Genomic DNA, 24,425 nt, shown 5'->3' on the forward strand with positions numbered 1-24,425 from the left:
AGAAGCGGATTTGTCGGATGGGAGTGAAAGAAGGGTCAAAAGATCAATAGTGATACCACTTCACTTCAAGCATCACTTCGTTTTCAGGTGATGCCAGGTGGCTGAATTCGCGTTGGGCACTCAGGCGCAGCCCGAGGTTGCGCGACAACTCCCACTGCTGATTCAGGCTCATGCTCCGGCGCACTTCGCCGTTGGTGAAGTAATCGCCCTTGGCTTCCAGGCTGAAATTCCCCAGCGGGTTTTTCCACAGCAAACCGCTGTTGAAGCCCGCTGCCGGGGCAATGAAGCCCGCGAAATCGTTGTTGTGCTCCACGCGCACGGTGCCCAAGGCGAACCCGAGCATGTCGTCGCTCAGTTGCCAGGTCCCGCCACCACCACCGTTGACATGACTGACCAGGGTTTCGTCATCGTGCTTGCCCGGCACACGCTCCAGGCCGCCGGTGACTTGCCACGACAGCGGCTGCAACAGCGCGTTGCGCGGGGTCAGGGAGCGGATGGTCGCCAGGTCCAGTTGCTGCAACTGCCAGTGATTGCCTTCGTATTGGCGCAGCTTCATCTGCAGGATTTCGATCTGTGCGCCAAGGGGGAAGCTTTCGGCGTTGTCGTTGAGGTCGTGGTAGGCCATGCGCAGGCCATATTCGCCGAAGGCTTGGTCACCCCGGGTGCCGATGCCGGCCTGCCAGGTGCGGGACTCGTGGCCATCCTCGGGCAAGCCAGGTCGCGCAATGTCCAGTTCAGGAGGCGGGTTCTGATTGATCGCGCGCAGTAATTCGAAACTGCGCTGAGCTCGTTGCGGGTCACGTTCCTGGCCGTTGGCGCGATAACGCTCCAGACGATAGGCCGCGTCGATGATCAACGCCTGACGCTCGCGCGGTTGCGCCTTGAACGCCGGTTCCTGCAATTGCTTCTGATCGGCGCTGATTTTCAGCACCCACTGCTGCTCTTCATCGGTCAACGGCTGCGCGCGGCTCAGCAGTTCACGCTCGCGGGACGGGCGATATTCGATCGACTCCACCAGCCCGGCCTGTTTCACCGCTTTGACGGTGTCGGTGGGAATGGCGGTCAACGGGAACTGATCGGTCAGTTTCAGGCCCGGCCGCGCCACCTGCAGCAGCTCAAGCAGGCGATAGGAGCAGTTTTCATCGAAGAAGAAGTAGTCGAACTGGATCTGCTTGAGCTCCCAGACATGCTCGACCATGCGCTCGGTTTCCTGCTGGGTCAGGTTCAGGCGGTATTCCCACAGGTCGCGGTTTTCGAGGCTACGGTATTCCGAGAGTTTTTCCTGATAGGGCACCAGTGCAAACAGCCCGGGATAACCACCCATCAGGCCTTTCCACGCGTACAAAATGCTGTTGTCCGACCCTTCGATGTAGGCGCCGAAGTTGATCGCGTAACTGAGCAGCGAGGTCTTGTCGCGCTGCACATCGGCCTGATCGATGCGCAGCAAGGTATGGCCGAACATCGACGACGGGCTGTTCAGGTAGGCGGCCGGGAAAATCATCACCGCACTGTGGGGTGAAACGTCCTTGAACCATTGCTTGAATTCAGCACAGTCCAGCGACGGCAGATCCGTCAGGTCAAGTTGCGCCTTGAGCCAGCGAGTACGGGCCGGATAGACGCATTGCGCATGCTGCTCGCCGGCACTGGCCGGGGCATACAGCGCCTGTACGGTCGCCGCCAGTTCGCGGTCGGGGTGTTCGTTGCCATCGGAGGCGAGAAAGAATTTCTTGTCGCTGACATAGCTGCGCCAGCCACCGAGCTTGGCGGTTTCGTAATGACCCAGGGAAATCCAGAAGGGGTCGTTGGCCAGTTGCTGCAAACGTTGATTGTCGATGTGGGGCGCGGCGGACAGCGGGGCGCAGACACAGAGCGCCAGCCAGGCAAGGCGTTTGAGCATAGTGAGCAACTTAAGTCGAAAGAAACAAAGACCCAAAGAGGCAGGCCAAAAGGGCCGGGGTCAAAAAAATAAAACCCGCTCCCCAAAGAGAGCGGGACGGGTCGAGCTTAAGCTTGAGTGGCGTACTTAGCCAGACGAGGATCGTTCTTCAATACGGCCAGGGTATTGGTATGCACGTCTTCAGCGGTCACGTCAGCCTTGCTGAAAATTTGCTGGAAGTGTTGATGAGTCACGGCGGCGAAGTGCGCACGGTCTTCCGGCGCCACGCCCAGTACCACGGCGTAAGTGGTCAGCGCTTCGCCCTGACCTTTAGCCATGTCTTCGGACAGCTCGTTCATCATGCCATTCATGGCAATCCAGGATTTGCCGCCATAGGTCAGCGCCGCATTGGTCGAGCAACCGTTGGTGCCGGAGGTCATGCCGAAAGTTGCATTACCGGAGGTGCCGTTGGTGGTGGATGCCAGGAAGTGTGCCGGGGTGCCACGCTGACCTTCGAACAGCATGTTGCCCCAACCGCAGTCCGGACCGCCTGGCGCCTGAGCCATGGCGTTGATGGATACAACGGTGAAGAGAGTACCAAGAAGAATCCGTTTCATAGCTATGTTCTCTTTGTGTGCATACCAATGGACAGGGTGCTGGCCCCTAATGGTGCCAGTGGGCCGGTTATTCGTTCCAGCCGCGCAGTTTGGAGTTTAGGCAGGTTCCAGGGGTTCCGTGATTTTTTGCGAAACATYCCCTGAAAACCTTGATTTTGACCCGCGCGGCCCGTGGATGGGGGCTTGTCTAAGCTTTGGCTTGAGGTGCGCCTTGCCAGTGGGTACGGGCAGCGCCAGAATGCCGTTATCTGCCCCGCCTGATGTAAGGAAGCCCGATGCCTGATCCTGTTGCTGCCAGCTTGCGTCTAGCGCCTGAAGCGCTGACCCGTCCGTTTTCCGCTGAACAGTTCAGCTTCTCTACCACCAATGATCTGGAGCCCTTCCGCGGTGTGCTTGGCCAGGAACGTGCGGTCGAAGCCTTGCAGTTCGGTGTGGCCATGCCGCGCCCCGGTTACAACGTGTTCGTCATGGGCGAGCCCGGCACCGGCCGGTTTTCGTTCGTCAAACGCTACCTCAAGGCCGAAGGCAAACGCCTGCAGACCCCGGCCGACTGGGTCTACGTCAATAATTTCGATGAGCCTCGCGAGCCTCGCGCCCTGGAATTGCCGTCGGGCACCGCCGGCGCTTTTATCGGTGACATCAACGGCTTGATCGACAACCTGCTGGCGACCTTTCCGGCAGTATTCGAGCACCCGTCCTACCAGCAGAAGAAAAGCGCCATCGACCGTGCGTTCAACCAGCGTTATGACCGTGCGCTGGATGTGATCGAGCGTCTGGCGCTGGAGAAAGACGTCGCGCTCTACCGCGACAGCAGCAACATTGCCTTCACCCCGATGAGCGAAGGCAAGGCCCTGGATGAGGCGGAATTCGCCCAGTTGCCGGAAGCCGAGCGCGAGCGCTTTCACGATGACATTTCCGGGCTCGAAGAGCGGTTGAACGAAGAGCTCGCCAGCCTGCCGCAATGGAAGCGCGAGTCGAGCAATCAGCTGCGCCAGCTCAACGAAGAAACCATCACCCTGGCCTTGCAGCCCTTGCTGGCGCCGCTGTCGGAAAAGTATGCGGAAAACGCAGGGGTTTGCGGTTACTTGCAAGCGATGCAGGTGTACCTGCTCAAAACGGTGGTCGAGCAACTGGTGGATGACAGCAAGACCGACGCCATCGCCCGCAAATTGCTTGAAGAGCAATACGCCCCGAGCCTGGTGGTCGGGCATCCGCACAGCGGCGGTGCGCCGGTGGTGTTCGAGCCGCACCCGACCTACGACAACCTGTTCGGCCGCATCGAATACAGCACCGATCAGGGCGCGCTCTACACCACCTATCGGCAGTTGCGACCGGGTGCATTGCACCGGGCCAACGGCGGTTTCCTGATCCTCGAAGCGGAAAAAATGCTCAGCGAGCCATTCGTGTGGGATGCGCTCAAGCGTGCCTTGCAATCGCGCAAGCTGAAAATGGAATCCCCGCTGGGTGAGCTGGGCCGTCTGGCCACCGTGACGCTGACGCCGCAACACATTCCGTTGCAGGTCAAAGTCGTGATCATCGGCGCCCGGCAGCTCTACTACACGCTGCAAGACCTCGATCCGGACTTCCAGGAGATGTTCCGCGTCCTGGTGGATTTCGACGAAGACATTCCGATGGTCGACGAAAGCCTGGAGCAGTTCGCCCAGTTGCTCAAAACCCGTACCTCGGAAGAAGGCATGGCGCCGCTGACCGCGGATGCGGTGGCGCGTCTGGCGACTTACAGCGCACGTCTGGCCGAGCACCAGGGACGTTTGTCGGCGCGAATCGGCGATCTGTTCCAACTGGTCAGCGAGGCGGATTTCATCCGCGACCTGGCGGGTGACGAGATGACTGACGCCGGGCACATCGAGCGTGCGCTCAAGGCCAAGGCTACCCGTACCGGACGAGTTTCGGCGCGGATTCTCGATGACATGCTGGCCGGGATCATTCTGATCGACACCGATGGCGCGGCGGTCGGCAAGTGCAACGGGCTGACGGTACTGGAAGTCGGCGATTCGGCCTTCGGGATACCGGCGCGCATTTCCGCCACGGTGTATCCGGGCGGCAGCGGCATCGTCGACATCGAGCGCGAGGTCAACCTCGGCCAGCCGATTCACTCCAAAGGCGTGATGATCCTCACCGGGTACCTGGGCAGCCGCTATGCCCAGGAATTCCCGTTGGCGATTTCCGCAAGCATCGCCCTGGAGCAGTCCTACGGTTACGTCGACGGCGACAGCGCATCGTTGGGCGAGGCCTGTACGCTGATCTCGGCCTTGTCGAAAACTCCACTCAAGCAGTGCTTTGCGATTACCGGTTCGATCAACCAGTTCGGTGAAGTGCAGGCGGTAGGCGGGGTCAACGAGAAGATCGAAGGCTTCTTCCGGCTCTGCGAGGCTCGCGGCCTGACGGGCGAGCAGGGAGCGATCATTCCTCAGGCCAACGTCGCCACGCTGATGCTCGACGAGAAGGTGCTGGCGGCGGTGCGCGCGGGGCAGTTCCATGTCTACGCGGTGCGCCAGGCCGACGAAGCCCTGAGCCYGCTGGTCGGCGAGCCGGCCGGTACGCCGGATGAGAATGGCGACTTTCCCGAGGGCAGCGTCAACGCGCGGGTGGTGGAACGCTTGCGGGTGATCGCGGAAATGGTCAGCGACGAAGACCTCAAGGAGGCCGAAAAAGAGTTGGCGCAGGAAGCCTTGCTGGAAGTCAAACCGGCCTGAGTCAATCTCGAAACTGAGGAGGCTCCCTGTGGCGAGGGAGCTTGTCGGACCGCCGCACCGCCCCGTTCGGCTGCGTAGCAGTCGTCAAATCGGCGATGAGGTCTGTCTGATAAATTTCGGGGCCGCTTCGCAGCCCAACGGAGCAAGCCCCCTCGTCACATCTCTGGCGTCAATATTTGCACGGCGACCACTCGGCGCCTTCTGGCTGCGGGCCGCGTGCGAGCTGAACTTTTCTTCTATTCTCTGCTCAAGGATATCGACAGTTATCACTGGATCGAGACAGCCTTCCCGTGGAGGCTGAATACCGGATCTACCGAGGGTCGCCGCCATGTCGCGCAACCTCTGCCTCACCCGTCAATGCCTGGGCCTTGTGACCCGTATCGAATGTGCTATCCGTCCGCTGGCGGGAGATACGGGCATGTGGACCTTGCTTTTTGCCGCCGGAATGGCCGGCGAGCAACCTTCAGCCATCAAGGCTCAAGGCCCGTTCCGTGGGCCGGTCGTGGCTGAATCGATCCTCGACACCATCGTCGAAAGTCTGACCCTGCATGGCTACGAGCTGGCCGATGACCCGCAAATCTGGTGCCTGCACCTGCAAGYCCAGTTGCGAGAGATCAACGRTGGCCGTTTCCACAACCTTGCCGGTCCCGGGTTTCGACCTGAAGGCTGATCCAGGCTATTGATCCAGGTTACCTGGCTCGGTCTTGTCGAGTTTGACCTCGAAACCGTATTGCACGGTGGTGAGGTTGGTTCGCTGATAAGTTTCCAGACGTGTGGGCTGGCCGTAGAAGTAATGCACTGCGAATAACCCCGGACCTTGCGCGTTCGCGTCGTGACTGACCGAAAGAATCTCCTTCAGATAGTTGCCACTGTCGTCCTTGGCGAAAAAGCGCCAGTCCTGGTCGGGGAACAGCTTCAGATCAACCACCAACTCATTCCCTTTGAGCGTCAGGCCCTTGGGCAGTTGGGGGGCGTCGTAGGTTTGCTTGTCGACAGTCGCCAGGAACAGCGGCATGGAGCCCACCGCGTAGGCCGGAGTTTCTGCAAACAGATTCAGATCGTAGGTGATGCTGCCGCGTAGCGGGTCGACCTGATACGCCTCCGGTGGCAGCTCGATCGGCCCATCGCGCCGGCCATTGCTGTCTTGGGTAAAGAACGTCACGGGACTTTCGCCGGGATTGAACGAGGTGCCGAGCAGTTCATCATTGAAACTTCTGGGGTGATCGAAATCGATGCGCGCGGCGCTCGGGTCGTCGATCGACTGGCTGATACTGATGCTTTTTTTCAGTTGGTTCTCGTCCAGCGTCGCACCCTTGAGCCAGGTCGCAGCCTGGTCGTCGTATACCACCACGGGCAAGGTCAGTGGCTGGATGGTTTTTTCCGTCGTGTGCGGGTCGAAGCGGCGTACTGGCAGGTCCAGGTTCTTGCGGGTCACCGTGACCGCCGAGAAATCCAGCAGGCTGACTTCGAGCGTGTCGATCGGTCCATTGAAGTACACCTTGGCATACTGTCGGGTTTGTTGTTTTTCAAAGGCACGCTGGTCGTCCTCGAGCTGTTTTTCGAACGCTTCGCTCCAGGCTTTCTGCTGTTGCATTTGCGCCAGTTGTTTTTGATAGAACGCAATTTGCGTGGCGGTTTCATTGATCGCGCCCGAGCGCGAGAGGAATTGCCCGGTACTGTCCCTGGCCTGAACGATCAGCGAGTTGGGCGGTGTATCGCGAACCTCGGGGGCCGGTGGTGCGCTGTTACTGAATTCGATTTCGGCATGGTTTTTTTCAAGCTTCAGCAGCGTGACACTGAGGTTGTCATTGGTGCGCGTCTGGCCGACGTCCTTTTTGGTCAGGTTGAAGCTGTAGATTCGGCGTGGGGCGATGACCTCCACCTTGCCTTGCAGGCTCACTGGTTGTGGCAGGTGCTTTTTGTCCACACCCAGGCCTTCGATGAAGGGGTAGGTCACCGTCAAGTCATCGGGGTTGGTCAGGTTGGAGCTCGACGGGCTCAGCTGAATGCCGGGATCGGTTTCCGACCATTCCGGCTGAAACGCGATGACGCGCTTGTTGCTGAGGGTCACCGATTGCCATTCCAGGTCATGAGGGAAAAGGAATGCGCCAGGGGCGTTGAAGTGGAGGGGGAATACTGGTTGCAGATCGGTCAGGTAATCCGAGCTGGACTCCTTGTGCAGCACGAACAGCCCGTTGATGTAAGTGTCGACCAGCGCCTGGGGCGTGGGGTAGTGCTTGAATACGGCGAGGGCATCTTCGCCGTATTCGGTGACCACCGGTTTACTGTCGAGCTTGAGTTGCGCACGCTCGAGCAGCAGCACTGAACCGCCGAGTTCGGTCACGACGTCCTTGAGTTTCGGATCCTTGATCGCCTCCAGAGACTTTTCGAACTGCGCGGTCTTTTCTTCGAGGCTGACTTGGCGTTTCTCATCGCTGGGTGAACAACCACCGAGCAGCAATGCGAGGCAAAGTCCTGCACTCGTTAAGGGCAATCGCACATCCATTTCCAGTTTTCCTGTCCGATGTCGCTGACCTGTCATTGATCTGGACACTAGCAGAAAAACTTTGTCACACACACGCAGGTTGCGGATTTTCCGGCGGTTTCTGGGTGTAACAGGCGGCTGTTATACTCGCCGCCATTTCCAGCCCCTTGTGTGAGATTCAATGGAACGCTTTATCGAAAATACAATGTACGCCTCCCGCTGGTTGCTGGCGCCGATCTATTTCGGTTTGTCGCTGGGCTTGCTGGCGTTGGCACTGAAATTCTTCCAGGAAGTCATCCACGTCATCCCTAACGTGTTCTCGATGGCCGAGTCGGATCTGATTCTGGTGTTGTTGTCGCTGATCGACATGGCGCTGGTAGGCGGCTTGCTGGTGATGGTGATGATCTCCGGTTACGAGAACTTCGTTTCCGAACTGGATATCGACGACAGCAAGGAGAAGCTCAACTGGTTGGGCACCATGGATTCGTCTTCGTTGAAGATGAAGGTCGCGGCTTCCATCGTGGCAATTTCGTCGATCCACTTGCTGCGGATTTTCATGGACGCCAAGAACGTCGATCCGGAGCATTTGCAGTGGTACGTGATCATCCACATGACCTTCGTGGTGTCGGCGTTTGCCATGGGTTATCTGGACAAGCTGACCAAGCACTGATCCGCCCTTACTCGGTCCACCGCACCGCCCGTCTGTTGCGAAACAGACGGGCGGTGTCGTTTGTGGCTTGTACTTTGGTGCGTCGAGGCATATCCCTGTAAGAACCCTGGCTCTCCACTGCGTGAGGTGCGCTCATGAACCTGCAAGAGTTGAATGCGTTTGCCATCGCCGGAAAGATCGATGAGTTGAACCTGATCTCGATGGAAGGCGTGTTCTACGTGCTGGAGGCTCGGATGCATGGTACGGCGCATCCAGTGCTCGATGCTCATGGCGAGACATTGCAGCTGCGGTCGGTCGAGCATGCGCGTGAAGTGCTTCACGACTGTCCCAAGCCATTCAACGTTGTATGTACCTCGGCCCATGATGAAATGTGCGGTACCAGCGCCGAGGAAAGTCCGAAATTACCGAGCACCTTCCGTTCTGCGTAACAGGGCTGACGCCGCTCATCAACGTGGCGGCATCTGTGCTAGTCTGCTCGCCCTTTTGATTCCGGGCGCTCCGGGATGCGCTGTGCACGCACGGCAAGTTCCAGGGCCGTCCGCACAGCGGAGCAGTGTCATGTCCGAAGTAAATCTGTCCACCGATGAAACCCGCGTCAGCTACGGCATTGGCCGTCAGTTGGGCGACCAGCTGCGTGACAATCCGCCACCGGGCGTGAGCCTGGACGCAATCCTGGCGGGTCTGACCGACGCGTTCGCCGGCAAGCCAAGCCGTGTGGGTCAGGAAGAAATGTCCGCCAGCTTCAAAGTGATCCGCGAGATCATGCAAGCTGAAGCGGCTGCCAAGGCTGAAGCTGCTGCTGGCGAAGGCCTGGCTTTCCTGGCTGAAAACGCCAAGCGTGAAGGCATCACTACTCTGGCTTCGGGCCTGCAATTTGAAGTGCTGACTCAAGGTGAAGGCGCCAAGCCAACCCGTGAAGATCAAGTGCGCACTCACTACCACGGCACTCTGATCGACGGCACTGTGTTCGACAGCTCCTACGAGCGCGGCCAGCCTGCAGAATTCCCGGTAGGCGGCGTTATCGCTGGCTGGACCGAAGCCCTGCAACTGATGAACGCGGGCAGCAAATGGCGTCTGTACGTGCCGAGCGAACTGGCTTACGGCGCTCAAGGCGTAGGCAGCATTCCGCCGCACAGCGTACTGGTATTCGACGTCGAACTGCTCGACGTTCTGTAATCCCGGTGTTGGAGCTGGCCCGCTCCTGCAGGGCCAGCTCCGGCATTTTTACAAATGATCTTCATACCTCGAACTTGGTATTCAGGTCATGACTCGGGCGCAACGCCCGGGCATAGCAAAACAGAAACAGATTGCGCACCAGTTCCTTGAGCACCACCGGCTCGCTGGAACTCAGGCCGTTGACGTCCAGATCACCCTGATCCTGCAGCTCGTTCAAGGCTTCTTCTTCAAGCACCGCACAGACTTCCCCGGTTTCCCGATGCAGGATTCTGAGGTAGGGATGTGGGCGGTCCAGCCAGGCATCGATCAAATAAGTCATGGGTCTCATCTCCATTGATTGGGTTCAATGAGAATAATTCCTATTCATTAAATAGCAAGGGCCTATTGGCGGTTTGCGTTTTTTATCGGGTAAGGATTGCGTAAGGTCAAAACGGCTGGCGTTTGGCTATTGCGAGGAGTGCTGGGTGAGGCGGGAAGGGCAAAGCACCATCCCACGCAGGGCGCGGGATGGAATACAGCGGGCTCAGACTTTTCTGACGAACTCGGATTTGAGTTTCATCGGGCCGATGCCGTCGATCTTGCAGTCGATGTCGTGGTCGCCATCGCACAGGCGGATGTTCTTGACCTTGGTGCCGACCTTGACCACCAGGGAAGTGCCTTTGACCTTGAGGTCCTTGATCACGGTGATGGTATCGCCGTCCTGCAGCACATTGCCGACCGAGTCCTTTTTCACGGTATCGTCGGACGCTACTTCGGCTTCGCCAGTGGCGGACCACTCATGGGCGCACTCCGGGCAGATCAGCTGTGCGCCGTCTTCGTAGGTGTATTCGGAATTGCATTTCGGGCAGGGTGGCAACGTGCTCACTAAAGCTCCTTGGATTCAGGATGGCTAAAAAGCGCACATTATATAGGGATTTATCGCAGGAGGGAGCGAACAGCAAAAGATCGCAGCCTTCGGCAGCTCCTTGGTGTACCCATGTGGAGCTGCCGAGGGCTGCGATCTTTTGAATTTGCTATGAATATCAGTGCGTGCGAGCGACCGCAAATTCACTCAATTCCACCAGCGCATCGCGGTATTCGCTGGCGGGCAGGGCGCCGAGGCACTTGATCGCACGGGCCACGTAGTCGCGGGCCAGTTGCGCGGTGTAATCCAGCGAGCCGGAAGCTTCGACCGCTTCGCGAATGCTTTCCAGGTCTTCGATGCCACCTTTCTGGATCGCCTGACGAACCAGTGCGGCCTGCTCCGGAGTGCCTTCGCGCATGGTGTAGATCAGCGGCAGCGTCGGCTTGCCCTCGGCCAGGTCGTCACCGACGTTCTTGCCCAGGGTCTCGGCATCGCCACGGTAGTCCAGCAGGTCGTCGACCAGTTGGAAGGCCACGCCCAGGTGATCGCCGAAGGTGCGTAGCGCTTCGCTCTGTTCCAGCGAGGCGCCGGCCAGGGCTGCGGCGCTGTGGGTCGAAGCCTCGAAGAGCATCGCGGTTTTGCCGCGAATGACTTCCATGTAGGTTTCTTCGGTGGTGCTGGCGTCGCGGACCTTCGACAGCTGCAATACTTCGCCTTCAGCGATGATGCGCGTGGCTTGCGAAAGGATCTTCATTACCGGCATGGAGCCCAGTTCGACCATCATTTCGAAAGAACGCGAATACAGGAAGTCGCCCACCAGCACGCTCGGCGCGTTGCCCCACATGGCATTGGCGGTTGAACGGCCACGGCGCATGCCGGACATGTCGACGACGTCGTCGTGCAGCAGGGTGGCGGTGTGCAGGAACTCGATGGTCGCGGCCAGCAGGCGCAGGTCATCGCCCTCGCGGCCCAGTGCCTTGCCGCACAGCAGCACGAGCAAGGGACGCAGGCGTTTGCCGCCAGCCGAGGTAATGTAGTCGCCGATTTTCGATACCAGCGGCACTCGGGAAGTCAGCTGCTTCTTGATGATGCCGTCGACGGCGCTAAAATCGTCCGCCACCGCGCGGTAGAAAGCTTGGGGTTGCATCAGCGACAGTTGCTCCAGAAGGGTTGCGCGGCATGCTAGGACCCACGTCCGGGCCTGTCAAGGCGCGATGGACGGCCACTTGCAACGCCAGAGTAGCTTGCGTACAATCGCGCACCCTGAACTTCCTGGGCAGCACCTGCCTTACGCAATTGCAAACAGGCCTTCCAGCCTTATGCAGCCATGCCAGCCAATACCTCTTCTTATAAAGAGCTGGGTGAGCAGGATTATCGGAGAAATACCATGTCTTATGCAGTAATCGTTACTGGTGGCAAGCAGTACAAAGTTGCTCCAGGTGAATACCTGAAGATCGAAAAACTGGAAATCGCTACCGGCGAATCCGTAACTTTTGATCGCGTTCTGTTGGTTGCCAATGGCGACGACGTGAATATCGGCGCTCCAGTTGTTCCTGGCGCTACCGTTGTGGCTGAAGTGATCTCCCAAGGTCGTCACGATAAAGTCCGCATCATCAAGTTCCGTCGCCGTAAGCACCACATGAAGCGTATGGGCCACCGCCAGTGGTACACCGAGATCAAAATCACCGGTATTCAGGCTTAATCAGCCTAATTCCTCACTAGGAGAATTGAACTCATGGCACACAAAAAAGCTGGTGGTAGTACCCGTAACGGTCGCGACTCAGAAGCCAAGCGCCTTGGCGTGAAGATGTATGGCGGCCAGGTCATCAAGGCCGGTAACATCATCGTGCGTCAGCGCGGCACCCAATTCCACGCTGGCTACGGCGTTGGTATGGGTAAAGATCACACCCTCTTCGCGAAAATCGAAGGCGTGATCAAGTTTGAAGTAAAAGGCGCCTTCGGTCGTCGTTACGTGAGCGTCGTCGCAGCTTAATTGCGCGATCGCTGGAAAAGCCCTGTCTTGCGACGGGGCTTTTTCGTTTGTGGGGTGAGTCTCTTGCAAAGCTGTTTGTGATGGGCTCCAGCGCTGTATTGGCGGTCGTTGATTGAGGTCGCTGCGCTCATTTTTGCAAGAGTCTTATGTCTTGGTTGTTTTTCGGCTCGTCCGTATGGCGAGAGGCGTTTTGTTATGAAGTTTGTTGATGAAGTATCGATTCGAGTAAAGGCCGGCGACGGTGGCAACGGTTGCATGAGTTTCCGTCGAGAAAAATTCATTGAAAACGGCGGCCCGAACGGCGGTGACGGTGGTGATGGCGGTTCCATCTACATGATGGCCGACGAAAACCTGAACACCCTGGTCGACTACCGTTACACCCGGCACTTCGATGCCGAGCGCGGTTTCAACGGTGGCAGTACCGACTGCACCGGCAAAAAAGGTGAGGATCTGATCCTGYGGGTGCCGGTAGGTACCACAGTGATCGACTCTGCCACCCAGGAAGTCATTGGCGACCTGACCAAGGCCGGCCAGAAGCTGATGGTGGTTCAGGGCGGCTGGCACGGTCTGGGTAACACTCGTTTCAAATCCAGTACCAACCGTGCGCCGCGCCAGACTACGCCGGGCAAGCCGGGTGAGCAGCGCGACCTGAAACTGGAAATGAAGGTGTTGGCGGACGTCGGTCTGCTCGGTTTGCCGAACGCCGGCAAAAGTACCTTCATTCGCTCGGTGTCGGCCGCCAAGCCGAAAGTCGCCGACTACCCGTTCACCACATTGGTGCCGAACCTGGGTGTGGTCAGTGTCGATCGCTGGAAGAGCTTTGTGGTCGCGGATATTCCGGGCCTGATCGAAGGTGCTTCCGACGGCGCGGGCCTGGGGATTCGCTTCCTCAAGCACTTGTCGCGTACGCGTCTGCTGCTGCACCTCGTCGACATGGCGCCGCTGGATGACACCAGTGCGCCGGATGCCGCTGAAGTGATCGTCAGCGAGCTGACCAAGTTCAGCCCGTCCCTGGCCGAGCGTGATCGCTGGCTGGTGCTGAACAAGTGCGACCAGATCCTTGAGGAAGAGCACGATGCTCGCGTCAAGGAGATCGTTGATCGTCTGGAGTGGACCGGTCCGGTCTATGTGATCTCGGCGATCGCCAAGCAAGGCACCGAGCGTCTGTGCCACGACATCATGCGTTATCTGGAAGATCGCGCCGATCGCCTGGCTAACGACCCGGTCTACAAGGAAGAGCTGGCTGAGCTCGATCAGCGCATCGAAGATGARGCGCGCGCCCAGTTGCAGGCGCTGGACGATCAGCGTGCTCTGCGCCGCAGCGGCGTGAAGTCGGTCCATGACATCGGCGACGACGATTGGGACGAAGAAGATGTGGATGACGAAGACGGTCCGGAAATCATTTACGTGCGTGACTGATTCGTTGCGATAAACTTAAGCGCCGCTCACTGGAGCGGCGTTTTAGTATCTGGAAATCGACTGTTGGTCACGAAGAACCACGAATAACGTCACGGGCAGTGCCAGGTCGCGCTGCCCTCAAGCTAAGGTTGAAGATGATGCGGAGCAAGGTGACAGGTGCGCAGCGTTGGGTCGTGAAGATCGGCAGCGCTTTGCTGACGGCGGACGGCAAAGGCCTGGATCGCGCAGCAATGGGTGTCTGGGTCGAGCAGATGGTTGCCCTGCATGAGGCGGGCGTTGAACTGGTGCTGGTGTCCTCCGGGGCAGTGGCGGCGGGCATGAGCCGTCTGGGCTGGACCTCGCGACCCAGTGCGATGCACGAGTTGCAGGCGGCTGCCGCCATCGGTCAGATGGGGTTGGTGCAGGCCTGGGAGTCGAGCTTCGCCGAACATGGTCGGCATACCGCACAGATTCTCCTGACTCACGACGATTTGTCCGACCGCAAGCGCTACCTGAATGCTCGTAGCACCCTGCGTGCGCTGGTCGAGTTGAAGGTGATCCCGGTGATCAACGAAAACGACACCGTGGTCACTGACGAAATCCGTTTCGGCGACAACGACACGTTGGCGGCGCTGGTGGCGAATCTGGTCGAAGCCGATTTGCTGGTGATCCTCACCGATCGCGATGGCATGTTCGATGCTGATCCACGCAACAATCCCGACGCCAAGCTGATTTATGAGGCGCGGGCCGACGATCCGGCGCTCGATGCGGTAGCCGGTGGTACTGGTGGTGCGCTGGGGCGTGGCGGCATGCAGACCAAGCTGCGCGCTGCGCGTCTGGCGGCGCGCTCTGGTGCGCACACCATCATCGTTGGTGGGCGTATTGAGCGAGTGCTGGATCGCCTCAAGGCTGGCGAGCGCATTGGCACTTTGCTGTCGCCTGAGCGCGGCATGCTGGCGGCCCGCAAACAGTGGCTGGCCGGGCATCTGCAGACTCGCGGCACGCTGGTGCTGGACGCGGGGGCGGTGACTGCGCTGTCTCAGGGCAACAAAAGTTTGCTGCCGGTAGGTGTAAAGCTGGTCCAGGGCAGCTTCCGTCGCGGCGAAATGGTGGTCTGTGTGGCGCCGGACGGTCGTGAAATCGCTCGTGGCCTGGCTAACTACAGTGCTCTGGAAGCACAAAAAATCATCGGTCAGTCGTCTGAGGCGATTATCGGTCTGTTGGGTTACATGGCGGAGCCGGAGCTGGTTCACCGGGATAACCTGATTCTGGTCTGAAGGAATACCTGAATGCGTGTGGCAAAAGGATTATTGGGCTTGTTGTTGGCGATGCCGTTGCTGGCCTCGGCCGAGGAAATTGGCCAGGTGTCGACGGTGTTCAAATTCGTTGGCCCGAACGACCGTATTGTTGTCGAGGCGTTTGATGATCCGAAAGTGGAGGGCGTGACCTGTTACTTGTCGCGTGCCAAGACGGGTGGCGTGAAAGGTGGTCTGGGATTGGCCGAGGATCGCGCCGAGGCGTCTATTGCATGTCGCCAGGTCGGGCCGATCAGCTTCAAGGGTGAGCTCAAGGATGGCGAGGAGGTATTCAAGGAGCGCACCTCGCTGGTATTCAAGACTATGCAGGTAGTGCGATTCCTCGACAAGAAGCGCAATACCCTGGTGTATCTGGTCTACAGCGATCGCTTGATCGAGGGCAGTCCGCAGAATGCAGTGACGGCAATTCCGATTCTGCCGTGGACGCACGCTCAGTAAGATAACGAAGGTCCAGGTGTGGGGGTGAGTCTGCTTGCTCCCACATTTTTTTTGCATTGTATTTAATAAATCGCAGGCAATAAAAAACCGACCCTGAGGTCGGTTTTTTAACGAGCGCGTCGCTTAGGCAGCAGCGGCAACGTTCAGGGCCTTGACGTGGCCATTCAGGCGGCTCTTATGGCGAGCAGCTTTGTTCTTGTGGATGATGCCTTTATCGGCCATACGGTCGATAACTGGCACGGCCAGAACGTAAGCAGCTTGAGCTTTAGCAGCGTCTTTTGCGTCGATGGCTTTAACTACATTCTTGATGTAGGTACGAACCATGGAACGCAGGCTGGCGTTGTGGCTGCGACGCTTCTCAGCCTGTTTTGCACGTTTTTTGGCGGAAGGTGTGTTGGCCACCGTCGAGCTCCTCGAAAGACTTTTTAGGAAATAGCAAACAAAATAGGCCGCGAATCATGCCGATGAGTTGATGTCTTGTCAAGGGCGGAAGAGACGTTCCGCTAAGTGGCCGGTTCCGGCCCCATGAAAACTACTGCGCTCGGCAATACAGCGTTGAAAGCAGACTCGAAATGCTCATTGACTAAAGTCAACTCCGCTTTCTCGCCTGCTTTCGCCTTGTCTTGCCTTCGCTCGCTACGTTTTCAAGGGGACGGTGCGCTGGATATTTCTTTCCGGCGCGCGACCTGTAAACTCGCGAGCTTTGGCTCTGTGCTGTTGCGGCGCGGAGTATCGCATAAGTGGGCGCGTTGTTCGCCTGCTGTTTATCGACAGGCACAAACTCTTTCAATGAATCTGCTCAAATCGTTGGCCGCTGTCAGCTCTATCACGATGCTTTCCCGGGTGTTGGGGTTTGTTCGTGACACTCTAATCGCCCGTGCATTTGGTGCCGGAATGGCGACTGACGCCTTCTTTATCGCCTTCAAGCTGCCCAATCTGCTGCGGCGGATCTTCGCCGAAGGGGCATTTTCCCAGGCGTTTGTGCCGATTCTTGCCGAATACAAAAGCCAAAAGGGCGAGGAGGCGGCGCGAACCTTCATTGCCTACGTCTCAGGCCTGCTGACACTGGTACTGGCGCTGGTCACTGCGTTGGGCATGCTCGCCGCCCCCTGGGTTATCTGGGCCACGGCACCGGGTTTCGTCGATTCTCCTGAAAAATTCCGGCTGACAACCGATCTGCTGCGGGTCACTTTCCCTTATATATTGCTGATCTCCCTGTCGTCGCTGGCCGGGGCGATCCTCAACACCTGGAACCGCTTCTCGGTGCCAGCTTTCGTGCCGACCCTGCTCAATGTCAGCATGATCATCTTTGCAGTATTCCTGACGCCGTATTTCGATCCGCCGGTGATGGCGCTGGGCTGGGCCGTTCTGGTGGGTGGGCTGGCGCAGCTGCTCTATCAACTGCCGCACCTGAAAAAGATCGGCATGCTGGTACTGCCGCGTTTGAATCTGCGCGATAGCGGTGTCTGGCGGGTCATGAAACAGATGCTGCCCGCGATCATCGGCGTTTCGGTGAGTCAGATTTCGCTGATCATCAATACTATATTTGCCTCGTTTCTGGTGGCCGGCTCCGTGTCCTGGATGTATTACGCCGACCGCCTGATGGAATTGCCATCCGGCGTGCTGGGTGTGGCGCTGGGCACGATTTTGTTGCCGACCCTGGCCAAGACCTATGCCAGCCAGGATCGCCACGAATACTCGCGAATCCTCGATTGGGGGCTGCGCCTGTGCTTCATGCTGGTGTTGCCGTGCGCCCTGGCGTTGGGGATTCTGTCTGAACCGCTGACGGTTTCGCTGTTCCAGTATGGCCATTTCAGTGCTTTCGATGCGGCCATGACTCAGCGCGCGTTGATCGCTTATTCCGTCGGCTTGCTGGGGATTATCGTGATCAAAGTGCTGGCGCCGGGCTTCTATGCGCAACAAAACATCCGCACGCCGGTGAAAATCGCGATTTTCACCCTGATCGTCACTCAGCTGTTCAACCTGGTACTGATCGGTCCGCTGGCGCACGCCGGCCTGGCCCTGGCCATCAGCGCGGGTGCCTGCATCAACGCCGGCTTGCTGTTTTATCAATTGCGCAAGCAGCAGATGTATCAGCCGCAACCGGGTTGGGCGAAGTTCGGGCTCAAATTGCTGGTGGCGGTAGCGGTGATGTCTGCAGTATTGCTGGGTGCGATGCACTTTATGCCGGCCTGGGGGCAGGGGCCTATGCTTGAGCGGCTGCTGCGTCTGGGTGCATTGGTRATCGCAGGCGTCGTGGCGTATTTCGGCATGTTGCTGTTGATGGGCTTCCGTTTGCGCGACTTCAATCGCAAGGCCTTGAGCTGAAGACGTTATCTCGATAATCATGGGCGAACCGGCAGTTTTGTCGGCTCGATTACTTTGGGTTACGGTGTTGCCTGTCGTCGGCCGCCGGGTGTGGTTATAATCGACCACTTTATGAGCAAGAAGCGCGTTATGCAGCTGGTTCGAGGTCTCCACAACCTGCGCCCCCAGCATCGGGGCTGTGTCGCCACTATTGGCAACTTTGACGGTGTTCACCGTGGCCACCAGGCTATCCTGGTCCGGCTGCGAGAGCGTGCGCTCGAGTTGGGCGTGCCCAGCTGCGTGGTGATTTTCGAGCCGCAGCCGCGGGAGTTCTTCGCTCCGGACACCGCCCCGGCCCGTCTGGCCCGCTTGCGGGACAAACTGCAGCTGCTGGCCGAAGAGGGTGTCGACCGGGTGTTGTGCCTGGCTTTCAACCATCGCCTGAGCAAACTCAGCGCCAGAGAGTTCGTCGATACCATTCTGGTGGACGGCCTCGGGGTGCAGCATCTGGAAGTCGGTGACGATTTCCGATTTGGCTGCGACCGGTTGGGGGATTTCGACTACTTGCAACAGGCCGGCGTCCTTCAGGGCTTTACCGTCGAAGCGGCGCAGACCGTCGAGCTGGACGGCATTCGTGTCAGCAGCACTCAGGTCCGCAATGCCCTGGCCGCTGCCGATTTCGCCTTGGCCGAGCAACTGCTCGGTCGCCCGTACCGGATTGCCGGTCGGGTCCTGCATGGCCAGAAGCTGGCGCGCCAGTTGGGTACGCCCACGGCCAACGTACAACTCAAGCGTCGTCGTGTGCCGTTGAGCGGGGTTTACCTGGTCAGCGTCGACATCGATGGCAAGACCTGGCCAGGCGTCGCCAATATTGGTGTGCGGCCAACGGTCGAAGGGGATGGCAAAGCTCACCTCGAAGTGCACCTTTTAGATTTTGCCGGCGATCTGTATGACCGGCGTTTGACGGTGGTTTTCCACCACAAGCTGCGTGAAGAGCAGCGTTTCGCCTCTCTGGAGGCGCTTAAGACGGCGATCAATGCGGATATCGCCGCCGCCCGTGCCCTGTCGCACCTAGCGCCAATCGCTAATGAAGAGCCTTAAATGACCGACTATAAAGCCACGCTAAACCTTCCGGACACCGCCTTCCCAATGAAGGCCGGCCTGCCTCAGCGCGAACCGCAGATTCTGCAGCGCTGGGACAGCATTGGCCTGTACGGTAAGTTGCGCGAGATTGGCAAGGATCGTCCGAAGTTCGTACTGCACGACGGTCCTCCGTACGCCAACGGCACGATTCACATCGGTCATGCGCTGAACAAGATTCTCAAGGACATGATCATCCGCTCGAAAACCCTGTCGGGTTTCGACGCACCTTATGTTCCGGGCTGGGACTGCCACGGCCTGCCGATCGAGCACAAAGTCGAAGTGACCCATGGCAAGAACCTGGGCGCCGACAAGACCCGCGAACTGTGCCGTGCCTACGCCACCGAGCAGATCGAAGGCCAGAAGTCCGAATTCATCCGTTTGGGCGTGTTGGGCGACTTCGCCAACCCGTACAAGACCATGGACTTCAAAAACGAGGCCGGTGAAATCCGCGCCCTGGCGGAAATCGTCAAGGGTGGCTTCGTGTTCAAGGGCCTGAAGCCTGTGAACTGGTGCTTTGACTGCGGTTCGGCCCTGGCTGAAGCGGAAGTCGAGTACGAGAACAAAAAGTCCGCGACCATCGACGTGGCCTTCCCGATCGCCGACGAAGCCAAGCTGGCTGCCGCGTTCGGTCTGCCGTCGTTGGGCAAACCTGCTTCGATCGTGATCTGGACCACCACTCCGTGGACTATCCCGGCCAACCAGGCGCTGAACGTTCACCCGGAGTTCAACTACGCCCTGGTCGACGTCGGCGACAAGCTGCTGGTACTGGCTGAAGAATTGGTCGAGTCCTGCCTGGCCCGCTACAGCCTGGAAGGTTCGGTGATCGCCACCACCACCGGTAAAGCGCTGGAACTGATCAACTTCCGTCACCCGTTCTACGATCGCCTGTCGCCGGTTTACCTGGCCGACTACGTTGAGCTGGGCGCGGGCACCGGCGTGGTTCACTCCTCGCCAGCCTACGGCGTGGACGACTTCGTGACCTGCAAGAAGTACGGCATGGTCAACGATGACATCATCAATCCGGTGCAAAGCAATGGCGTGTATGTGCCATCGCTGGAGTTCTTCGGCGGCCAGTTCATCTGGAAGGCCAATCCGGCCATCGTCGATAAACTGACCGAAGTCGGCGCGCTGCTGCACACCACCACCATCGAACACAGCTACATGCATTGCTGGCGTCACAAGACCCCGCTGATCTATCGCGCCACCGCGCAGTGGTTCATCGGCATGGACAAAGAGCCAGCAGCGGGCGACACCCTGCGCAAACGCGCGATCAAAGCCATCGAAGACACCAAATTCGTCCCGGCCTGGGGCCAGGCGCGCCTGCACTCGATGATCGCCAACCGTCCGGACTGGTGCATCTCCCGTCAGCGCAACTGGGGCGTGCCGATCCCGTTCTTCCTGAACAAGGAAAGCGGCGAACTGCACCCACGCACCGTCGAACTGATGGAAATCGTCGCCCAGCGCGTCGAAGTCGAAGGCATCGAAGCCTGGTTCAAGATGGACGCCGCTGAGTTGCTCGGTGACGAAGCGCCGCTGTACGACAAGATCAGCGACACCCTGGACGTCTGGTTCGACTCGGGCACCACGCACTGGCACGTCCTGCGCGGTTCGCACCCGATGGGCCACGAGACCGGCCCTCGCGCCGACCTGTACCTGGAAGGCTCGGACCAGCACCGCGGCTGGTTCCACTCGTCGTTGCTGACCGGTTGCGCCATCGACGACCACGCACCGTACCGCGAGCTGCTGACCCACGGTTTCACCGTCGACGAATCCGGTCGCAAAATGTCCAAGTCCCTGGGCAACGTGATCGCGCCGCAGAAGGTCAACGACACCCTGGGCGCCGACATCATGCGTCTGTGGGTAGCGTCTACCGACTACTCGGGTGAGATGGCGGTTTCCGAGCAGATCCTGCAACGCAGTGCGGACGCCTACCGGCGCATCCGTAACACCGCGCGTTTCCTGCTTTCCAACCTGACCGGTTTCAACCCGGCCACCGACCTCCTGCCGGCCGAAGAAATGCTCGCCCTGGACCGTTGGGCCGTGGATCGCACGCTGTTGCTGCAACGCGAGCTGCAGGAACACTACGGCGAATACCGTTTCTGGAACGTTTACTCCAAGATCCACAACTTCTGCGTGCAGGAGTTGGGCGGTTTCTACCTGGACATCATCAAGGACCGCCAGTACACCACTGGCGCCGACAGCAAGGCCCGTCGTTCGTGCCAGACTGCGCTGTTCCACATCTCCGAAGCGCTGGTGCGCTGGATCGCGCCGATCCTGGCGTTCACCGCCGACGAGCTGTGGCAGTACCTGCCGGGCGAGCGTAACGAGTCTGTGATGCTCAACACCTGGTACGAAGGCCTGAGCGAACTGCCGGAAGGCTTCGAGCTGGATCGCGCTTACTGGGACCGGATCATGGCGGTCAAGGTTGCGGTCAACAAGGAAATGGAAATCCAGCGTGCAGCCAAGGCCGTTGGTGGCAACCTGCAAGCCGAAGTGACGCTGTTCGCCGAAGACGCGCTGAGCGCCGACCTGGCCAAGCTGAGCAACGAACTGCGTTTCGTGCTGATCACTTCGACCGCCAGTGTTGCGCCATTGGTGCAGGCACCGGCCGATGCCGTGGTCACCGAAGTCAGCGGCCTGAAGCTCAAGATCGTCAAGTCGGCTCACGTCAAGTGCGCCCGCTGCTGGCACTGCCGTGAAGACGTCGGTGTGAACCCGGAACATCCGGAAATCTGCGGTCGTTGTGTCGACAACATCAGCGGCGCGGGCGAGGTTCGTCACTATGCCTAATGCGGCTGGCCGTTTCGGACGGCTGAGCTGGCTCTGGTTGAGTTTGCTGGTCCTGGTCATTGACCAGGCCAGCAAGTTCTACTTCGAAGGCAAGCTCGAGATGTACCAGCAAATCGTGGTGATCCCCGATTTGTTCAGCTGGACCCTGGCCTACAACACCGGGGCGGCGTTCAGCTTCCTGGCTGACGGCTCAGGCTGGCAGCGCTGGTTGTTTGCCTTGATCGCGGTGGTGGTTAGCGCGGTGCTGGTGATCTGGCTCAAGCGCCTGGGGCGCAACGACACCTGGCTGGCGATTGCGCTTGCCTTGGTGCTGGGTGGCGCGCTGGGCAATCTGTACGACCGCATTGCCCTGGGGCATGTGATCGATTTCATTCTGGTGCATTGGCAGAACCGCTGGTATTTCCCGGCGTTCAACTTTGCTGACAGCGCCATTTCTGTCGGTGCCGTAATGCTCGCGCTGGATATGTTCAAAAGTAAGAAGACCGGAGAAACCGTTCATGACTGAACAGGTATTGGCTGAACAACGTATCGGCCAGAACACGGAAGTCACCTTGCACTTTGCATTGCGCCTGGAGAACGGCGACACCGTCGACAGCACTTTCGACAAAGCCCCGGCGACCTTCAAGGTCGGCGACGGCAACCTGTTGCCAGGCTTCGAGGCCGCGCTGTTCGGCTTCAAGGCCGGCGACAAGCGCAGCCTGTCCATCGAGCCGGAAAACGCCTTTGGCCAGCCTAACCCGCAAAACGTGCAGATCATCCCGCGTAAACAGTTCCAGGACATGGAACTGTCGCCAGGATTGCTGGTGATCTTCAATGATGCGGCCAATACCGAGCTGCCAGGCGTGGTGAAGGAATTCGATGACGCGCAAGTGACCATCGACTTCAACCACCCGCTCGCCGGTAAGACCTTGACCTTTGACGTCGAGATCATCAACGTCAAAGCGTTGTAACTGACCGAATACGGTCACCTGTAGGAGCAGAGCTTGCTCGCGAAGGCGTCATCACATTCAGCATCAATGTTGACTGACACACCGCTTTCGCGAGCAAGCTCTGCTCCTACAATGATCTAACTTCTTGCGCGCAAGACACGAGGCACAGCATGCAAATCAAACTCGCCAACCCCCGTGGCTTCTGCGCCGGCGTGGACCGGGCGATCGAAATCGTCAACCGCGCCCTGGAAGTCTTCGGGCCGCCAATCTACGTGCGCCACGAAGTGGTCCACAACAAATTCGTGGTCGAAGACCTGCGTGCCCGTGGGGCGATCTTCGTCGAGGAACTGGATCAGGTACCGGATGACGTGATCGTGATCTTCAGCGCCCACGGCGTTTCCCAGGCCGTGCGTACCGAAGCCACAGGTCGTGGCCTGAAGGTGTTCGACGCGACCTGCCCGCTGGTGACCAAGGTGCACATCGAAGTCGCGCGTTACAGCCGCGACGGCCGTGAATGCATCCTTATCGGTCATGCCGGTCATCCGGAAGTCGAAGGCACCATGGGACAATACGATGGCAGCAATGGTGGCGCGATCTATCTGGTCGAAGACGAGAAAGATGTCGCCGAATTGCAGGTGAACAACCCTGAAAAGCTGGCTTTCGTTACCCAGACCACCCTGTCCATGGACGACACCAGTCGCGTGATCGACGCCCTGCGTGCGCGTTTTCCGGCGATCGGCGGTCCGCGCAAGGACGATATYTGTTACGCCACGCAAAACCGTCAGGACGCCGTCAAGCAACTGGCGGACGAATGCGACGTGGTGCTGGTGGTTGGCAGCCCGAACAGCTCCAACTCCAATCGTCTGCGTGAACTGGCCGAACGCATGGCCACCCCGGCCTATCTGATCGACGGTGCCGAAGACTTGCAAAAGAGCTGGTTCGACGGTGTCGAGCGTATTGGCATCACGGCCGGTGCCTCCGCTCCGGAAGTGCTGGTACGTGGCGTGATCCAGCAATTGCAGGCCTGGGGTGCCACGGGTGCCGATGAACTGGCCGGTCGCGAGGAGAACATCACCTTCTCCATGCCTAAAGAGCTGCGCGTGCGTTCGCTGCTGTAATACTTTTCGCCTTTCGACACAGCGCCTGCTCAGCCTTACGGTTGGCCAGGCGCACTCGACCGCTCGCCGCCAGTACCACCTGGAGCTGGCTGACCGGCTCGCGAGCCGAGCAAATATGTAGCGTCCCTGCCTGAAATGCCCGCCCGGGCATCAGCGGTTGGCCCAGACTGCTGAACCGCACGAAACGCCTGACCCACCAATTGCCGACAATCGGCGTCCGCGCATCACCTGCGCGCTCGACCAGTAGCGGATTGCTGCTGTCCTCTGGCCCTTTGCCGCTGATGTCCAGAATGATCCGCCAGCCCTGGCTCCAATCGCCGTTGATGCCATGAATGACCACGTTCTGGTTGCGGGTTATGGCCAGGGTTCTGGCCTGGCGGATCCCACTGATCAGCGACTCGGCCGCCTGCTCCCGATGATTCGATTCCGTCAGTGCAGCGAACGCCGGACTGACCAAGTGCAGAACAATCCCGACAATCGTCAGTCCCATGAGCAGTCCGATCAGGCTGAAACCTTGCTGATGCATGTCATCTCCCTCCATGGAGTGCTGCGGCCCGCGCGATCCTTGCGCGAGTAATGGCAAAACAACCGTACATCTGTCGGTCGAATGT

Annotated in this window: 24 protein-coding genes; 16 read left to right on the top strand and 8 right to left on the bottom strand. The window is 59.0% G+C overall.

Going from position 1 to position 24,425, the window contains the following annotated elements:
• Window positions 1–43 precede the first annotated feature (43 nt).
• The gene (locus AC1DIS_RS10655; RefSeq protein ID WP_258612700.1) at window positions 44–1,897 is read right to left on the bottom strand and encodes an Lnb N-terminal periplasmic domain-containing protein; all 1,854 of its coding nucleotides are present in this window, start codon (window positions 1,895–1,897) and stop codon (window positions 44–46) included.
• A gap of 107 nt (window positions 1,898–2,004) precedes the next feature.
• Window positions 2,005–2,493 (bottom strand): DUF3015 domain-containing protein, encoded by a 489-nt coding sequence (locus tag AC1DIS_RS10660; protein ID WP_018925873.1) that lies wholly within the window; start codon window positions 2,491–2,493, stop codon window positions 2,005–2,007.
• Between the two features lie 275 nt (window positions 2,494–2,768).
• Here AC1DIS_RS10660 and AC1DIS_RS10665 point away from each other — a divergent pair, with 275 nt between their 5' ends.
• Window positions 2,769–5,207, top strand: coding sequence for a Lon protease family protein (locus AC1DIS_RS10665; protein WP_477780865.1), 2,439 nt, complete (start codon window positions 2,769–2,771; stop codon window positions 5,205–5,207).
• 328 nt (window positions 5,208–5,535) lie between these two features.
• A complete protein-coding gene (locus tag AC1DIS_RS10670; protein WP_477780866.1) occupies window positions 5,536–5,877 on the top strand; it encodes a PA4575 family protein in 342 nt (113 codons plus the stop codon).
• Between the two features lie 6 nt (window positions 5,878–5,883).
• Here the strand turns inward: AC1DIS_RS10670 and AC1DIS_RS10675 are convergent, their stop codons facing one another.
• The gene (locus tag AC1DIS_RS10675) at window positions 5,884–7,713 is read right to left on the bottom strand and encodes a hypothetical protein (protein ID WP_477743867.1); all 1,830 of its coding nucleotides are present in this window, start codon (window positions 7,711–7,713) and stop codon (window positions 5,884–5,886) included.
• Between the two features lie 160 nt (window positions 7,714–7,873).
• Between AC1DIS_RS10675 and AC1DIS_RS10680 the strand changes: the two genes are divergently transcribed.
• The 3 genes from AC1DIS_RS10680 (at window position 7,874) to AC1DIS_RS10690 (ending at window position 9,538) form a co-directional block, all read left to right on the top strand.
• Complete coding sequence (locus AC1DIS_RS10680; RefSeq protein WP_007938436.1) at window positions 7,874–8,362, top strand: TIGR00645 family protein; 489 nt, start codon at window positions 7,874–7,876, stop codon at window positions 8,360–8,362.
• 134 nt (window positions 8,363–8,496) lie between these two features.
• Window positions 8,497–8,790 carry a DUF6482 family protein gene (locus AC1DIS_RS10685; protein WP_477743868.1) on the top strand — a complete coding sequence of 98 codons (294 nt, stop codon included), beginning with the start codon at window positions 8,497–8,499 and terminating at the stop codon, window positions 8,788–8,790.
• Between the two features lie 130 nt (window positions 8,791–8,920).
• On the top strand, window positions 8,921–9,538 hold the full coding sequence (locus AC1DIS_RS10690) for an FKBP-type peptidyl-prolyl cis-trans isomerase (RefSeq protein WP_007938433.1): 618 nt from the start codon (window positions 8,921–8,923) through the stop codon (window positions 9,536–9,538).
• A gap of 61 nt (window positions 9,539–9,599) precedes the next feature.
• Here AC1DIS_RS10690 and AC1DIS_RS10695 read toward each other — a convergent pair whose 3' ends face one another.
• From AC1DIS_RS10695 to AC1DIS_RS10705, 3 genes are all read right to left on the bottom strand, one after another.
• Window positions 9,600–9,857 carry a PA4570 family protein gene (locus AC1DIS_RS10695; RefSeq protein WP_018925879.1) on the bottom strand — a complete coding sequence of 86 codons (258 nt, stop codon included), beginning with the start codon at window positions 9,855–9,857 and terminating at the stop codon, window positions 9,600–9,602.
• A 204-nt stretch (window positions 9,858–10,061) separates the two neighbouring features.
• On the bottom strand, window positions 10,062–10,403 hold the full coding sequence (locus AC1DIS_RS10700; RefSeq protein ID WP_018925880.1) for a zinc ribbon domain-containing protein YjdM: 342 nt from the start codon (window positions 10,401–10,403) through the stop codon (window positions 10,062–10,064).
• A gap of 157 nt (window positions 10,404–10,560) precedes the next feature.
• The gene (locus AC1DIS_RS10705) at window positions 10,561–11,529 is read right to left on the bottom strand and encodes a polyprenyl synthetase family protein (protein WP_018925881.1); all 969 of its coding nucleotides are present in this window, start codon (window positions 11,527–11,529) and stop codon (window positions 10,561–10,563) included.
• Window positions 11,530–11,769: 240 nt separating this feature from the next.
• On the opposite strand from AC1DIS_RS10705, the gene rplU reads away from it, so the two are divergent.
• The 5 genes from rplU (at window position 11,770) to AC1DIS_RS10730 (ending at window position 15,527) form a co-directional block, all read left to right on the top strand.
• A complete protein-coding gene (rplU, locus tag AC1DIS_RS10710) occupies window positions 11,770–12,084 on the top strand; it encodes a 50S ribosomal protein L21 (protein WP_007901869.1) in 315 nt (104 codons plus the stop codon).
• Between the two features lie 33 nt (window positions 12,085–12,117).
• Complete coding sequence (rpmA, locus tag AC1DIS_RS10715) at window positions 12,118–12,375, top strand: 50S ribosomal protein L27 (RefSeq protein WP_003228360.1); 258 nt, start codon at window positions 12,118–12,120, stop codon at window positions 12,373–12,375.
• Window positions 12,376–12,570: 195 nt separating this feature from the next.
• On the top strand, window positions 12,571–13,794 hold the full coding sequence (gene cgtA, locus AC1DIS_RS10720; protein WP_477780867.1) for an Obg family GTPase CgtA: 1,224 nt from the start codon (window positions 12,571–12,573) through the stop codon (window positions 13,792–13,794).
• A 137-nt stretch (window positions 13,795–13,931) separates the two neighbouring features.
• Window positions 13,932–15,050, top strand: a complete 1,119-nt coding sequence (gene proB / locus AC1DIS_RS10725; RefSeq protein WP_007938428.1) for a glutamate 5-kinase — start codon at window positions 13,932–13,934, stop codon at window positions 15,048–15,050.
• 12 nt (window positions 15,051–15,062) lie between these two features.
• Entirely contained in the window at window positions 15,063–15,527 is a 465-nt protein-coding gene (locus AC1DIS_RS10730) for a CreA family protein (protein ID WP_018925883.1), read from the top strand.
• A gap of 123 nt (window positions 15,528–15,650) precedes the next feature.
• Here the strand turns inward: AC1DIS_RS10730 and rpsT are convergent, their stop codons facing one another.
• A complete protein-coding gene (gene rpsT / locus AC1DIS_RS10735; RefSeq protein ID WP_007901883.1) occupies window positions 15,651–15,929 on the bottom strand; it encodes a 30S ribosomal protein S20 in 279 nt (92 codons plus the stop codon).
• A 387-nt stretch (window positions 15,930–16,316) separates the two neighbouring features.
• On the opposite strand from rpsT, the gene murJ reads away from it, so the two are divergent.
• From murJ to ispH, 6 genes are all read left to right on the top strand, one after another.
• Window positions 16,317–17,855, top strand: a complete 1,539-nt coding sequence (murJ, locus tag AC1DIS_RS10740; RefSeq protein WP_026286392.1) for a murein biosynthesis integral membrane protein MurJ — start codon at window positions 16,317–16,319, stop codon at window positions 17,853–17,855.
• A gap of 129 nt (window positions 17,856–17,984) precedes the next feature.
• Complete coding sequence (gene ribF / locus AC1DIS_RS10745; RefSeq protein ID WP_018925885.1) at window positions 17,985–18,935, top strand: bifunctional riboflavin kinase/FAD synthetase; 951 nt, start codon at window positions 17,985–17,987, stop codon at window positions 18,933–18,935.
• Window positions 18,936–21,767 (top strand): isoleucine--tRNA ligase, encoded by a 2,832-nt coding sequence (gene ileS / locus AC1DIS_RS10750; RefSeq protein WP_064620459.1) that lies wholly within the window; start codon window positions 18,936–18,938, stop codon window positions 21,765–21,767.
• Window positions 21,760–22,272, top strand: a complete 513-nt coding sequence (gene lspA / locus AC1DIS_RS10755) for a signal peptidase II (RefSeq protein ID WP_477743870.1) — start codon at window positions 21,760–21,762, stop codon at window positions 22,270–22,272. The genes ileS and lspA overlap by 8 nt, the downstream gene beginning before the upstream one ends.
• A gap of 7 nt (window positions 22,273–22,279) precedes the next feature.
• Window positions 22,280–22,717 (top strand): FKBP-type peptidyl-prolyl cis-trans isomerase, encoded by a 438-nt coding sequence (fkpB, locus tag AC1DIS_RS10760; RefSeq protein ID WP_477743890.1) that lies wholly within the window; start codon window positions 22,280–22,282, stop codon window positions 22,715–22,717.
• Window positions 22,718–22,866: 149 nt separating this feature from the next.
• Entirely contained in the window at window positions 22,867–23,814 is a 948-nt protein-coding gene (ispH, locus tag AC1DIS_RS10765) for a 4-hydroxy-3-methylbut-2-enyl diphosphate reductase (RefSeq protein WP_064620456.1), read from the top strand.
• On the opposite strand, the gene AC1DIS_RS10770 is transcribed toward ispH, so the two are convergent.
• Window positions 23,783–24,340, bottom strand: a complete 558-nt coding sequence (locus AC1DIS_RS10770) for a GspH/FimT family pseudopilin (protein WP_064620453.1) — start codon at window positions 24,338–24,340, stop codon at window positions 23,783–23,785. The genes ispH and AC1DIS_RS10770 overlap by 32 nt on opposite strands.
• Window positions 24,341–24,425 lie beyond the last annotated feature (85 nt).

The organism is Pseudomonas sp. 05N433 (assembly GCF_056396925.1).

Excerpts from the sequence above, each read along its gene's own strand:
- AC1DIS_RS10655 (WP_258612700.1), bottom strand. The coding sequence starts at position 1,897 with ATGCTCAAACGCCTTGCCTGGCTGGCGCTCTGTGTCTGCGCCCCGCTG.
- AC1DIS_RS10660 (WP_018925873.1), bottom strand. The coding sequence starts at position 2,493 with ATGAAACGGATTCTTCTTGGTACTCTCTTCACCGTTGTATCCATCAAC.
- AC1DIS_RS10675 (WP_477743867.1), bottom strand. The coding sequence starts at position 7,713 with ATGGATGTGCGATTGCCCTTAACGAGTGCAGGACTTTGCCTCGCATTG.
- AC1DIS_RS10680 (WP_007938436.1), top strand. The coding sequence starts at position 7,874 with ATGGAACGCTTTATCGAAAATACAATGTACGCCTCCCGCTGGTTGCTG.
- AC1DIS_RS10685 (WP_477743868.1), top strand. The coding sequence starts at position 8,497 with ATGAACCTGCAAGAGTTGAATGCGTTTGCCATCGCCGGAAAGATCGAT.
- AC1DIS_RS10690 (WP_007938433.1), top strand. The coding sequence starts at position 8,921 with ATGTCCGAAGTAAATCTGTCCACCGATGAAACCCGCGTCAGCTACGGC.
- AC1DIS_RS10695 (WP_018925879.1), bottom strand. The coding sequence starts at position 9,857 with ATGACTTATTTGATCGATGCCTGGCTGGACCGCCCACATCCCTACCTC.
- AC1DIS_RS10705 (WP_018925881.1), bottom strand. The coding sequence starts at position 11,529 with ATGCAACCCCAAGCTTTCTACCGCGCGGTGGCGGACGATTTTAGCGCC.
- rplU (WP_007901869.1), top strand. The coding sequence starts at position 11,770 with ATGTCTTATGCAGTAATCGTTACTGGTGGCAAGCAGTACAAAGTTGCT.
- rpmA (WP_003228360.1), top strand. The coding sequence starts at position 12,118 with ATGGCACACAAAAAAGCTGGTGGTAGTACCCGTAACGGTCGCGACTCA.
- proB (WP_007938428.1), top strand. The coding sequence starts at position 13,932 with ATGCGGAGCAAGGTGACAGGTGCGCAGCGTTGGGTCGTGAAGATCGGC.
- AC1DIS_RS10730 (WP_018925883.1), top strand. The coding sequence starts at position 15,063 with ATGCGTGTGGCAAAAGGATTATTGGGCTTGTTGTTGGCGATGCCGTTG.
- ribF (WP_018925885.1), top strand. The coding sequence starts at position 17,985 with ATGCAGCTGGTTCGAGGTCTCCACAACCTGCGCCCCCAGCATCGGGGC.
- ileS (WP_064620459.1), top strand. The coding sequence starts at position 18,936 with ATGACCGACTATAAAGCCACGCTAAACCTTCCGGACACCGCCTTCCCA.
- lspA (WP_477743870.1), top strand. The coding sequence starts at position 21,760 with ATGCCTAATGCGGCTGGCCGTTTCGGACGGCTGAGCTGGCTCTGGTTG.
- AC1DIS_RS10770 (WP_064620453.1), bottom strand. The coding sequence starts at position 24,340 with ATGCATCAGCAAGGTTTCAGCCTGATCGGACTGCTCATGGGACTGACG.